The organism is Burkholderia stagnalis (genome assembly GCF_902830275.1).
Lineage (GTDB): Bacteria > Pseudomonadota > Gammaproteobacteria > Burkholderiales > Burkholderiaceae > Burkholderia > Burkholderia stagnalis.
The window spans coordinates 115,873-127,408 of record NZ_CADESW010000004.1 but is presented as its reverse complement, the minus strand read 5'-3'; the positions used below and the strand labels follow the sequence as shown (position 1 = coordinate 127,408).

Here is an 11,536-nt window from a genome sequence, read left to right as displayed (position 1 = left end):
GATCCCATGCCGAAGAAAAATCTCGTCTACATCCTGTCGCTGCGCAACGGCGCGGCCGATCGCGCCGGGCAGCCGGTTGCGTACAAGGGCGGCACGCGCTACATGAAGGCGCCGCTCGAATTCCTCGTCGAGCGGCTCAACCACTCGGCGCTCGGCGAGCGCTACACGCTCGCGGGCGTGATCTTCGACGACGACGACGGCTCGCCCGCCGACCGCGCGAAGGTGGCCGACTACGGCTTCGCGCGCACGCCGGGCCGGCCGTGGCTGCTGCCGGAAGGCCTGACGGTCGACGGGCGGCCGGTCGACGAGCTGTTCTGCGCGATTCCGTCGACGTACCGCCGGCTGCCGCGCGACGCGCGCGAGCGCGCGGCGGGCAAGCAGGCATTCGAGCGCCGGCTGCTCGAACGCCTGCTCGAGCTGAACGCCGACGTGGTCGTGCTCGACGGGCTGCTCGTGATCCTCGACGAACTGGTGCGGCCCGGCGCGCGCTTTCACCGGCGCATCGCGAACATCCATCCGGGCATCACCGCGGACGATTCACCGTTCCAGCGGCGCGGCGCGTACGCGACGCTCGATGCGCTGCACGGCGGGCGCGGCGAGCGGGTCGACTGGGCGAGCGGCGCGACGTCGGCGATCGAGCCGGTGACGATGACGGGCGCGTCGTTCCACTACGTCGACAACGGCATCGATTCCGGCGAGGTGATCTGCGACGTGCTCGACACGCCGATCGCACCGGACGACACGATTCTCGAGCTGCGCTGGAACAACTTCGAGCGCAGCCTGTTTCCGGCGCTCGAGCGGGGGCTTGAAATCCTCGCGGATCGCCACGACGCGGGAGCGCTGTGATGAACGACACGCTGACGAACCTCGCCGATCCGGCGCAGGCGGCCGAGGACGCGGCCGCGGTGGCGATCGATTTTGCCGGCACGGCGCCTGCCGGCGCGGCGCATGACGTCGATCGCGTGCTCGACGCGTGGCGGCCCGACGATCCGCCGGCCGCGCTGCTCGCCGAATTCGTCGCGCTGTTCAACACCGAGACGCGGCGCGCGCACGCGACGCTCGCGGTGCCGCTGGCGGGCACCGACGCGGCGGCCGTCGCGGCCTATGTCGGGCGCGCGGTGCGCGAAGGCGTGATCGACGACGCGCGGCCCGTGGACGGCCGGCTGCACCTGCGCGTGTCGCGCGCGACGTTCTGGCAGCATCCGCAGCCGTGGCTGAAGGCGCCGGGCTCGGGCGGCATGCCGCTGCGCTATGCGGTCACGAACGAGCGCCGCCATCCGGTGCGCCCGCCGAGCGTGCCCGGCGAGGTGTACGTCCGCTACATGCCGCAGGTCGGCATGACGTTCAGCCTGCGCACGGTCGACGTCGACGCGCATGCCGAGCTGTTCAGCGGCTGGATGAACCTCGACCGCGTCGCGCACTTCTGGGACCAGCGCGGCACGCTGGACGAGCATGCGGCGTATCTGGCCGAGCGGCTCGCCGATCCGCACATGCACCCGATGATCGGCTATTTCGACGATACGCCGTTCGGCTATTTCGAGTTCTACTGGGCGAAGGAGGACCGCCTCGCGCCGTTCTACGACGCGCACGACTACGACCGCGGCCTGCACCTGCTGATCGGCGATTCGCGCTTCCAGAGCGCAGGCAAGCTGCATGCGTGGTGGAGCGGGGTGCTGCATTACATGTTCGTCGACGAGCCGCGTACGCAGCGGCTGGTGGGCGAGCCGCGCGTCGATCACGTGCGGCACATCGCGTACATGCACCGGCTCGGGTTCCATACGGTGAAGGAGTTCGATTTCCCGCACAAGCGCGCGGCGCTGACGATGATCGACCGGGAGACCTTCTTCGAGACGTTCAGGCTGCCGTGAACGGCGGCGGCCCGGAAGCCGGACGTTGGCCGTCCGGCTGATCGACACGCGGCGGGCAGGCGTGAAGAATGCGAGGCATGAGCAAGCAACGATGACAGGCATCGCATGGAACAGGCACGACTCGCGGCGACACCCCGGATGAACACATTGACATATGCCAGCATATGCCTAGAATGGGTGCATCGTTTATCTCCGGGGTGGATCATGCGCACCGTTTCCATTTTCAAGAACGCCCGCAACCAGGCGATCCGCATCCCCAAGGACATGGAGTTCGAAGGGGTGACCGAGCTCGAGATTCGCCGCGAGGGCGACACGCTGCTGCTGCGCCCCGTGCGGCCGTCGTGGGCGTCGTTCCTCAGCGAACCGCTCGCGGATGCCGATTTCCTCGGCGAACGCGCGGACGTCGTCGAATCCGGCCGCGTCGATCTGTCCGGCCCCGGCGACGTGCCGACGGAGTCCGGCCGGTGACGACGCTCTACATGCTCGATACGAACATCTGTTCGTTCATCATGCGGGAGCGGCCGCCGGCCGTCCTGTCGCGGTTGCAGTCATGCGTCGACGCGCAGCACCGGATCGTCGTGTCGGCCGTCACGTATGCGGAAATGCGTTTCGGCTCGATCGGCAGGAAGGCGTCGCCGAAGCACGCCGATCTCGTCTCGGCGTTCGTCGCGCGGCTCGACGGGGTGCTGCCGTGGGATACGGCGGCGATCGACGCGGCAAGCGCCGTGCGTGCCGATCTCGCAGCGCGCGGCACGCCGATCGGCGCCAACGATTCGTCGATCGCGGGCCATGCGATCGCCGCCGGCGCCGTGCTGGTGACGAACAACACGCGCGAGTTCGGCCGGGTCGCCGGGTTGGCGCTGGAAGACTGGGCGATCTGAACGGCGTGGGCGTGCGGCCCGGCTGTCGTCGTCCGTCGGAACCGGACGTCCAGCAACCATCGGTTGCCGCCGTGACGATTCTCGACTATCCGGTTGTCGTTCGAGCGACTATCCTTGGCCGCACATCCCCAATGGAGACGACACCGTGACCCACAGCGTGATCCCCGCAGGCCTCGCCGACGAAATGATCGAGATCCGGCACCGCATCCACGCCCATCCGGAACTGGGCTTCGAGGAATTCGCGACGAGCGGCCTCGTCGCCGAACTGCTGCAGGCGTGGGGCTACACGGTGCATCGCGGGCTCGGCGGCACGGGTGTCGTCGCGCAGCTGAAGGCGGGCGACGGCGCGAAGCGCCTGGGCCTGCGCGCCGACATGGACGCGCTGCCGATCCACGAGAGCACCGGCCTGCCGTACCAGAGCACGATTCCCGGCAAGATGCACGCGTGCGGCCACGACGGCCACACCGCGATGCTGCTCGCGGCCGCGAAGCACCTCGCGCGCGAACGGCGCTTCTCGGGCACGCTGAACCTGATTTTCCAGCCGGCCGAGGAAGGGCTCGGCGGCGCGAAGAAGATGCTCGACGACGGCCTGTTCGAGCAGTTCCCGTGCGACGCGATCTTCGCGATGCACAACATGCCGGGCTTTCCGACCGGCCGCTTCGGCTTCCTGCCGGGGCCGTTCATGGCGTCGTCCGATACGGTGAACGTCGACGTGCAGGGGCACGGCGGCCACGGCGCGATGCCGCACAAGGCGGTCGACCCGGTCGTCGTGTGCGCGCAGATCGTCATCGCGCTGCAGACCATCGTGTCGCGCAACGTGCCGCCGCTCGAGATGGCGATCGTCACGGTCGGCGCGATCCATGCGGGCGACGCGCCGAACGTGATTCCCGACCGCGCGCAGATGCGCCTGTCGGTGCGCGCGCTCACGCCGGCGGTGCGCGACCTGCTGCAAACGCGCATCACCGAAGTCATCCACGCGCAGGCGGCCGTGTTCGGCGCGACCGCGACGGTCGACTACGTGCGGCGCTACCCGGTGCTCGTCAACGACGCGCAAATGACCGCGTTCGCGCGGGACGTCGCGCGCGAATGGGTCGGGGAAGCGAACCTGATCGACGGGATGGTGCCGCTCACCGGCAGCGAGGATTTCGCGTTCCTGCTCGAGCAGCGCCCCGGCTGCTACCTGATCATCGGCAACGGCGACGGGGAGGGCGGCTGCATGGTGCACAACCCCGGCTATGACTTCAACGATGCGGCGCTGCCGACGGGGGCGTCGTACTGGGTCAGGCTGGCGGAGGCGTTTCTGGTCTGAAGGGGGCTTGATGCGTGGCGGTCGGCTGCTGCGGGTCGATGATGAAACGGTCGAGTACCGAACTTTGGTATTTGATCGACGCGTTGAACCGGAGGCTGCCTATGTCACGCAACACCGCCGTTTCGCTCGGCGATCACGCGGTCTGTCCTTGAATGTGTCGCTCGACAGTGTGTGTGCGGCGTCACCGTCGCTCGATCAAGGTCCGGATGCCGTGCGCGTTCTCGGGTCATCGGCGGTACGCCCGCCGTATCGCGCTCAAGCAGGATTTGACGCTCCTTGACATCCCGGCGGCAACTCGCGTGCTACGCTGCGCCGCGTCACCGGTTCCTTCCGAGGCCCGCATGGCCGCCTCGCTTGGCGAGGCCCGCGCGCGGCATCGAACCGGCTCAATCGATACGGCACAGACGAAATGCGAAAACTTCTCCTGACCGCGCTGACCGCGTGCGCGGCCGGTTTCCTCGTGGCGGGGTGCGACGACCAGAAGGTCGCCGACGCGGTCAATGCAATCAAACCGGACAACCTGGCATTCGGCAAACTGCAGCCGGGCGTGTCGACGGTCGAGGACGTGCTTCGCGACGCGGGCAAGCCGGAGATGGTCAGGCAGAACGAAGACGGCTCGCAGCGCTTCGAGTACCCGCGCGGCCCGTTCGGCACGAGCACCTACATGCTCGATTTCGGGCCCGACGGCAGGCTCGTTTCGATCACACAGGCATTGACCGCGGACAACATCGCGAAGGTCGTGCCCGGCATGTCGAAGGACGATGTGCGGCAACTGCTCGGCAAGCCGACGTCGGTCGCGCAATACGCGTTGAGCCACGAAGAGGTATGGAGCTGGCACTGGGCCGAGGGCGGCGTATCGGGCGATGCGATGTTCAATGCGCATTTCTCGCCCGGCGGGATCGTCATCAGGACATCGCGATCGGAGGCGCCCGGACGGGAAAGGCCGTGATGGCGCCGTGATGCGGCTTGCCGGGCGACGTTGCTCGAAGCGGGCCGCGCGACCCGGCGCAACGTGTGCGCGGGCCTGCCTCGCATGCCGTCCGCTCGATGGCGGACGCGTCCTTCCTTCAAATTCAAGGCACCGCGCCTGCGAACAGCGCCGCCGCCGCCAACGGATTCGACGGCCAGTACATGTGCATGTACGTCGCGACGATCGACCCCGTGCGGTACACGGCCTCGCCGCTGCCTGCGCCGCCGTCCGGGCGCACGGCGGCCGCCACCGGCGCAAGCGGCGTATCGAGCCGCGAATAATGGAACGTATGGCCGCGCATCGGCCCCGCGTGCGTGTCGAGCTGCTGCATGCCCAGCGCGGCGAAGCGGCGCTGCATCGTCGCGACGCCCGGCAGCAGGCCGAGCATCGGCGTGGTCGCGCCGTCGACGTCCGTCAGCGCATCGCACAGATACACCATCCCCCCGCATTCCGCGACGATCGGCCTGCTGGCCGCCGCATGCGCGCGGATCGTCCGCGCGGTGGTCGCGCGCGCCGCGAGCGTCGACGCGTGCAGCTCCGGATAACCGCCCGGCAGGAACAGCGCGTCGCACCCGTCGGGCACCGGTTCGTCGGCGAGCGGCGAGAAGAACCGCAACTGCGCGCCGAGCGCGTCGAGCAGCGCGAGATTGGCCGGATAGATGAACGAGAACGCGGCGTCGCGCGCGATCGCGATGCGCTTGCCGGCCAGCGCGCGGGGGAGCGGCGCGGCGGGCTCCGGTTCCGCGAACGCGACCGCGGGCGGCAATGCCGCGAGCGTCGTATTCGCCAGCGCATCGGCCGCGCGCTCGAGCCGCGCGTCGAGATCGTCGATGTCGTTCGGCTGATGCAGGCCGAGATGCCGCTCCGGCAGCGCGATGCCCGCGTCGGCCGGCACGTGGCCGAGCCAGCGCAGGTCGCCGGGCAGCGCCTGCTGCAGCAGTTCCGCGTGCCGCGCGGAGCCGACCCGGTTGGCGAGCACGCCGTGAAACGGCAGGCCGGGCCGGAACCGCGCGAGCCCGAACGCGATCGCCGCGAAGGTCTGCGCCATCGATTTCGCGGAGATCACCGCGACGACCGGCACGCCGAACGCGGTGGCCAGATCGGCGCTGCTCGGCGTGCCGTCGAACAGCCCCATCACGCCTTCGATCAGGATCAGGTCGGCGTCGCGCGCCGCATCGGCGAGCAGCGCGCGGCAGCCGGCCTCACCGACCATGCCGAGATCGAGCGCATGCACGGGCGCGCCGCTCGCGCGCTCGAGCAGCATCGGATCGAGAAAATCCGGGCCGGTCTTGAACACGCGCACGCGCCGGCCGAGCCGGCGGTGCAGCCGCGCGAGGCCGGCCGTCACCGACGTCTTGCCCTGGCCGGACGCGGGCGCGCTGACGAACAGCGCCGGGCAGGCGGGCATCGTTCAGAACTCCACGCCGCGCTGCGCCTTCACGCCTTGCTCCTTGTACGGATGCTTGACGAGGCGCATCTCGGTGACGAGGTCGGCCGCCTCGATCAGCGCATCGGGCGCATGGCGGCCCGTCACCACGACGTGCAGCGACGCGGGGCGCGCGGCGAGCGTCGCGAGCACTTCGTCGAGCGGCAGGTATTCGTACTTCAGCACGGTGTTCAGCTCGTCGAGGATCACCATCTGGTAATCGCCGCTCTCGATCATCCGGCGCGCCTCGTCCCAGCCCTTGCGGGCGGTCGCGATGTCGGCGTCGCGGTTCTGCGTGTTCCACGTATAGCCGTCGCCCATCGTCACGAAATCGCAGTGCGCGACCGCGCCGAGGAAATCGCGCTCGGACGTGTGCAGCGCGCCCTTGATGAACTGCACGACGCCGAGCCGCATGCCGTGGCCGAGCACGCGCACGGCCATGCCGAACGCGGCGGTGCTCTTGCCCTTGCCGTTGCCCGTGTGGACCATCAGCAGGCCCTTCTCGTTGACGGCGGCGGCCTGCTTCTTCTCGTGGCCGGCGCGGCGCCGTTCGGTCATCCGCTGATGCGCGTCGGGATCGGTTTTCATCGGGATTCGTCCTGTCGATAAAAGGAGGTCAAAGCGGGCCGGCGAACGCGACCGTCACGCCGCCCCGTGCGAATTTCGGGCCGAGCAGCCGGCCGCGCGGCGCGGCGAGCCGCGCACACGGCTCGGCGACGCCGGCCACGCCGAAGCGGGCGAGGGCGGCGGCCGACGGTGCGCTGGCGGCCAGTTCGGGATGCGCGGCGAGCTGTGCGGCGTCGAACGCGACGAGCGGCCAGCCGCGCCGCGCGCACAGCGTGCGCAGCGCGCGTGCGCGGGATTTGTCGACGAGCGTCGCGACGACGGCCGGCCGCGCGTGCGGGTGATGCGCGAGCGCCGCGCGAATCGCGGCGTCGAGCTGCGCGGCGCTCACGCCCGCACGAAAGCCGAGGCCGAGGGCGACCCGCATCACGCGCGCGCCGGCGGCGGAGCGGCGCCGGCCAGCGCGGCCTGCACCGCGGGGTCGGCGGCCAGCGCGGCGACGTGGCCGATCACGACGATCGCCGGCGAGCCGATGCCGGCCGCGCCGACGGTGTCGACCAGCGTCGCGAGCGTCGCCAGCGCGTGACGCTGCCCGGGCCGCGTCGCCGATTCGATCGCCGCGCACGGCGTGTCGTCCGGCAGGCCGCCCGCGCGCAGCGCGGCGGCGATCGCGCCGAGCCGGCGGATGCCCATGTAGATCACGAGTGTCATGCGGGTCGCGGCGAGCGCGTGCCAGTCCGGTTCGTCGTCGCCCGCGCCGTGGCCGGTGACGAAGATCACGCCCTGCGCATCGCCGCGATGCGTGACCGGGATGCCGAGCGCGGCCGGCGCGGCGATGCCGGCGGTGATGCCGCTCACGACCTCGACCGGAAAGCCCGCCGCGCCGAGCGCGATCAGCTCCTCGCCGCCGCGGCCGAACACGAACGGGTCGCCGCCTTTCAGGCGCGCGACGCTGCGGCCTGCGCGCAGGTGCGCGAGCATCGCGGCGATGATCGCTTCCTGCGGCGTCGACGCGTGGCCGCCGCGCTTGCCGACGTGTTCGACGATTGCATCGGCGCGCGCATGCTGCAGCACATCCGGGTTCACGAGATCGTCGACGAGCAGCACGTCGGCCGCGCCGATCGCGCGCACCGCCTTGAGCGTCAGCAGGTCCGCGTCGCCGGGGCCGGCGCCGACCAGCCAGGCGCGGCTCATCGCGCGCGGCACGGCGCGAGCCGTGACGAAGCGGTGGCGTGCGGCGAACGGAGGGCGCGAAGCCGGCCTGCGAGGATGCGATGCATAGCGGAATGAACGGGGCCCGCTCGACGCGGGCATAAGCGCATGATAGGCGCACGGTCAGCGCACGCAGTCCGTCCCCCGCGGACCGGGCGTTCGCGAGCGTCGTGCTCGCCCCTTGCGTCGGCCGGTATCCGGGCTGGCCGCTTGCCAGGCCGCGGCCTTCCCACCCGGCGCTGGCGGGCAGTGGCATCGTGGGCGGCATGGGCGCGCGCGCTCGGGGCGCGTCACGCGGGCGGCGTACCGTTGCGGGGACAGCACAGGCCGGGCGGTCGCGCCGCCTCCTGTTTCCCGTTTAACTGCGCCCGCCGGAGGGCGGGCGCGAGCACCGAACGCGGCGCATACGATAGCACAGCGTGCCATTGGCCCGGAGGGCCGGCCGATTGAGCCCGCATTCGATCGGGATCGATCCGGCAGCCGATGCATTGCGCGGCCGCAAATTGGTTTGCGATCATCCGCCCGACGTCACGAGCAAGGCCTGGATTGCCGGCTGCCAGCCGCATACCAACATCGGCTTGCCCCGCGCGGACGAGGCTGCGCAAGGCGATCGCGGAGGGGGCGGCGCGCGCGGCGTGAACGTTCCGGCCGGCCCGCCGTCTCGCCTTGACGCTCCCGCCCGCGACGCCTACACTCGCACGCGTTTCGGTGCTCGCGCGCGCCTTTCCGGCGCGCGCAGTTAAACGGGAAACAGGACGCTCGGCTGCCCCGCAGCCATGCCAACCTGTGCTGCCCCCGCAACGGTAAGCGAACGCCTTGCGCCACGCGCAAGGCAGCGCCGCTTCGCCGCATGCCTGCTGCGCATGCGGACGACCGCCACTGGATGCGTCGCGCGTCCGGGAAGGCGAAGCGGCGTGTTCGTCAGCCCGGATACCGGCCGAGACGAGGGGTTCAGCGCCGCGGGGATGCGGCGCATCGTCCACGGCCGCCGCCGCAGCGCGTCCGGTATCCGAGCGTGTTCCGCATTCCGGCCCGCCGCGCGCTTCGCGCCGGCCCGGCATCCGGCAGCGCGCGCGGGCCCGAGCGTATGGCGCCGGCCGTGTTGGCATTCACCATGTCGACCGTTCGCCAGGGAGCACCATGCTCGACTCGTTCTTCCGCCTGTTCAACGACAGCCCGTCCGGCCTGCGCGGCAAAATCGTCGCGATCTATGCGCTGCTCATTGCGTTCAACGCCGGCGCGTGGATCTGGGCGTTCGTCGCGTTCCACGACCAGCCCGTGCTGCTCGGCACCGCGCTGCTCGCGTACGTGTTCGGCCTGCGCCACGCGGTCGACGCCGACCACATCGCCGCCATCGACAACGTCACCCGCAAGCTGATGCAGGAAGGCCGCAGCCCGCTCGGCGCGGGCCTGTTCTTCTCGCTCGGCCATTCGACGGTGGTGATCGTGATGTCCGTCGCGGTCGCGCTCACCGCCGCGTCGCTGTCGCGCTTCGAAAGCATGAAGGCGTGGGGCGGCGTGATCAGCACCAGCGTGTCGGCGTTCTTCCTGCTGGTGCTCGCGGCCGCGAACCTGCTGATCCTGATTTCCGTGTACCGGACGTTCCGCGCCGCGCGGCGCGGCGAAGCGATCGTCGAGGCGGACCTCGACATGCTGCTGAACCAGCGCGGCGTGCTCGCGCGGCTGTTCCGGCCGCTGTTCCGCCTCGTGTCGCGCAGCTGGCACCTGTATCCGGTCGGCTTCCTGTTCGGTTTCGGCTTCGACACCGCGACCGAGATCGCGCTGTTCGGCATCTCGGCCACGCAGGTGCAGGGCGGCCTGTCGTTCTGGTCGGTGATGGTCCTGCCCGCGCTGTTTACGGCCGGCATGACGCTCGTCGATACGACCGACGGCATCCTGATGATGGGCGCGTACCGCTGGGCCTACGTGCGGCCGATCCGCAAGATCTACTACAACATGACGATCACGTTCGTATCGGTGCTGGTCGCCGCGCTGATCGGCGGCATCGAGGTACTCGCGCTGCTCGCCGACAAGCTGTCGCTGCAGGGCCCCGTGTGGGACTTCGCCGCGATGGTCGCGTCGCACTTCGGCATGCTCGGCTACGTGGTGATCGGCCTGTTCCTCGCGTGCTGGCTCGTGTCGGCCGCGATCTACCGCATGAAGCGCTACGACGAGATCGACGTGACGATCTCCGCCTGACTCCCTTTTACGACACAGGACATTCCATGACCATGCGCAAGCTGCCCGTCACCATCGTCACGGGCTTTCTCGGCAGCGGCAAGACGACGCTGATGCGCCACATCCTGCAACACGCGCAGGGCCGCCGCATCGCGGTGATCGTCAACGAATTCGGCGAGCTCGGCATCGACGGCGAAATCCTCAAGGGCTGCGGGATCGGCTGCGACGACGGCGAGGGCGAAGCGTCCGGCCAGCTCTACGAACTCGCGAACGGCTGCCTGTGCTGCACCGTGCAGGAGGAGTTCTACCCGGTGATGGAAGCGCTCGTCGAGCGCCGCGCCGACATCGACCACGTGCTGATCGAGACCTCCGGCCTCGCGCTGCCGAAGCCGCTCGTGCAGGCGTTCAACTGGCCGACGATCCGCAACAGCTTCACGGTCGATGCGGTCGTGACCGTCGTCGACGGGCCGGCCACCGCGAGCGGGCAGTTCGCCGAGAACCCGCAGGCGGTCGACGCGCAGCGCCGCGCCGACCCGAACCTCGACCACGAATCGCCGCTGCACGAGCTGTTCGCCGACCAGCTGTCGTCCGCCGATCTCGTGATCGTCAACAAGGCCGACCTCGTCGACGCTGCGCAGCTCGCGCAGGTCGAGGCGGCGATCCGCGAGGAGATCCCGCCGCAGGTGAAGATCGTGCGCGCCGAGCGCGGCGAGCTCGATCTCGCGATGCTGCTCGGGCTCGAATCGGCGTCCGAGGAAACCATCCACCTGCGCCACGATCACCACGGCTCGGCCGACGACGAGGATCACGACCACCATCACGACGATTTCGATTCGGTGGTCGTCAGCGGCGACGCGGGTTCGCGGGATGCGACGATCGCCGCGCTCAAGCGCGTCGTCGAAACCCACACGATCTATCGCGCGAAAGGCTTCGCCGCGCTGCCGGACGCGCCGATGCGGCTCGTGATCCAGGGCGTCGGCCGCCGTTTCGACAGCTACTTCGACCGCCGCTGGCAGGACGGCGAAGCGCGCGCGAGCCGCTTCGTGCTGATCGGCGAGGATCTCGACGCGGCCGAGCTGCAGCGCGCGTTCGACGCGGCGCTCGCGGCCGAGCTGCAACAGGCGTAAC

12 protein-coding genes and 1 riboswitch are annotated in these 11,536 nt (G+C 70.1%); of the genes, 8 read left to right on the top strand and 4 right to left on the bottom strand.

All coding sequences use genetic code 11. The features are described from left to right. Positions 1 to 6: 6 nt before the first annotated feature. From HWY45_RS09725 to bamE, 6 genes are all read left to right on the top strand, one after another. Positions 7 to 846, top strand: a complete 840-nt coding sequence (locus HWY45_RS09725) for a formyltransferase family protein (protein ID WP_059885998.1) — start codon at positions 7 to 9, stop codon at positions 844 to 846. Beyond that, a complete protein-coding gene (locus HWY45_RS09720; RefSeq protein WP_059885996.1) occupies positions 846 to 1,868 on the top strand; it encodes a GNAT family N-acetyltransferase in 1,023 nt (340 codons plus the stop codon). The genes HWY45_RS09725 and HWY45_RS09720 overlap by 1 nt, the downstream gene beginning before the upstream one ends. A 204-nt stretch (positions 1,869 to 2,072) precedes the next feature. Beyond that, positions 2,073 to 2,336, top strand: coding sequence for a type II toxin-antitoxin system VapB family antitoxin (gene vapB / locus HWY45_RS09715; RefSeq protein ID WP_059806868.1), 264 nt, complete (start codon positions 2,073 to 2,075; stop codon positions 2,334 to 2,336). After that, on the top strand, positions 2,333 to 2,749 hold the full coding sequence (locus HWY45_RS09710; protein ID WP_081063319.1) for a PIN domain-containing protein: 417 nt from the start codon (positions 2,333 to 2,335) through the stop codon (positions 2,747 to 2,749). The genes vapB and HWY45_RS09710 overlap by 4 nt, the downstream gene beginning before the upstream one ends. Before the next feature lie 145 nt (positions 2,750 to 2,894). Further along, a complete protein-coding gene (locus HWY45_RS09705) occupies positions 2,895 to 4,058 on the top strand; it encodes a M20 aminoacylase family protein (RefSeq protein WP_059885994.1) in 1,164 nt (387 codons plus the stop codon). Positions 4,059 to 4,467: 409 nt separating this feature from the next. Then, complete coding sequence (bamE, locus tag HWY45_RS09700) at positions 4,468 to 5,007, top strand: outer membrane protein assembly factor BamE domain-containing protein (RefSeq protein ID WP_059560639.1); 540 nt, start codon at positions 4,468 to 4,470, stop codon at positions 5,005 to 5,007. A gap of 124 nt (positions 5,008 to 5,131) precedes the next feature. Here bamE and HWY45_RS09695 read toward each other — a convergent pair whose 3' ends face one another. From HWY45_RS09695 to cobA, 4 genes are read right to left on the bottom strand one after another with little or no spacing between them, the layout of a single operon-like run. Then, positions 5,132 to 6,436, bottom strand: coding sequence for a cobyrinic acid a,c-diamide synthase CobB (locus HWY45_RS09695; protein WP_059885993.1), 1,305 nt, complete (start codon positions 6,434 to 6,436; stop codon positions 5,132 to 5,134). Positions 6,437 to 6,439: 3 nt separating this feature from the next. Then, positions 6,440 to 7,042, bottom strand: coding sequence for a cob(I)yrinic acid a,c-diamide adenosyltransferase (gene cobO / locus HWY45_RS09690; protein ID WP_059560648.1), 603 nt, complete (start codon positions 7,040 to 7,042; stop codon positions 6,440 to 6,442). 28 nt (positions 7,043 to 7,070) lie between these two features. Then, the gene (locus HWY45_RS09685) at positions 7,071 to 7,445 is read right to left on the bottom strand and encodes a cobalamin biosynthesis protein (RefSeq protein WP_059885992.1); all 375 of its coding nucleotides are present in this window, start codon (positions 7,443 to 7,445) and stop codon (positions 7,071 to 7,073) included. Beyond that, entirely contained in the window at positions 7,445 to 8,212 is a 768-nt protein-coding gene (cobA, locus tag HWY45_RS09680; protein ID WP_059886223.1) for a uroporphyrinogen-III C-methyltransferase, read from the bottom strand. The genes HWY45_RS09685 and cobA overlap by 1 nt, the downstream gene beginning before the upstream one ends. Positions 8,213 to 8,919: 707 nt before the next feature. Beyond that, positions 8,920 to 9,186: riboswitch (cobalamin riboswitch) on the top strand. 184 nt (positions 9,187 to 9,370) lie between these two features. Here cobA and HWY45_RS09675 point away from each other — a divergent pair. Together HWY45_RS09675 and cobW are read left to right on the top strand one after the other, a co-directional pair. After that, positions 9,371 to 10,429 (top strand): HoxN/HupN/NixA family nickel/cobalt transporter, encoded by a 1,059-nt coding sequence (locus tag HWY45_RS09675; protein WP_059885990.1) that lies wholly within the window; start codon positions 9,371 to 9,373, stop codon positions 10,427 to 10,429. Between the two features lie 26 nt (positions 10,430 to 10,455). Further along, positions 10,456 to 11,535 carry a cobalamin biosynthesis protein CobW gene (gene cobW, locus HWY45_RS09670; protein WP_059885988.1) on the top strand — a complete coding sequence of 360 codons (1,080 nt, stop codon included), beginning with the start codon at positions 10,456 to 10,458 and terminating at the stop codon, positions 11,533 to 11,535. Position 11,536 lies beyond the last annotated feature (1 nt).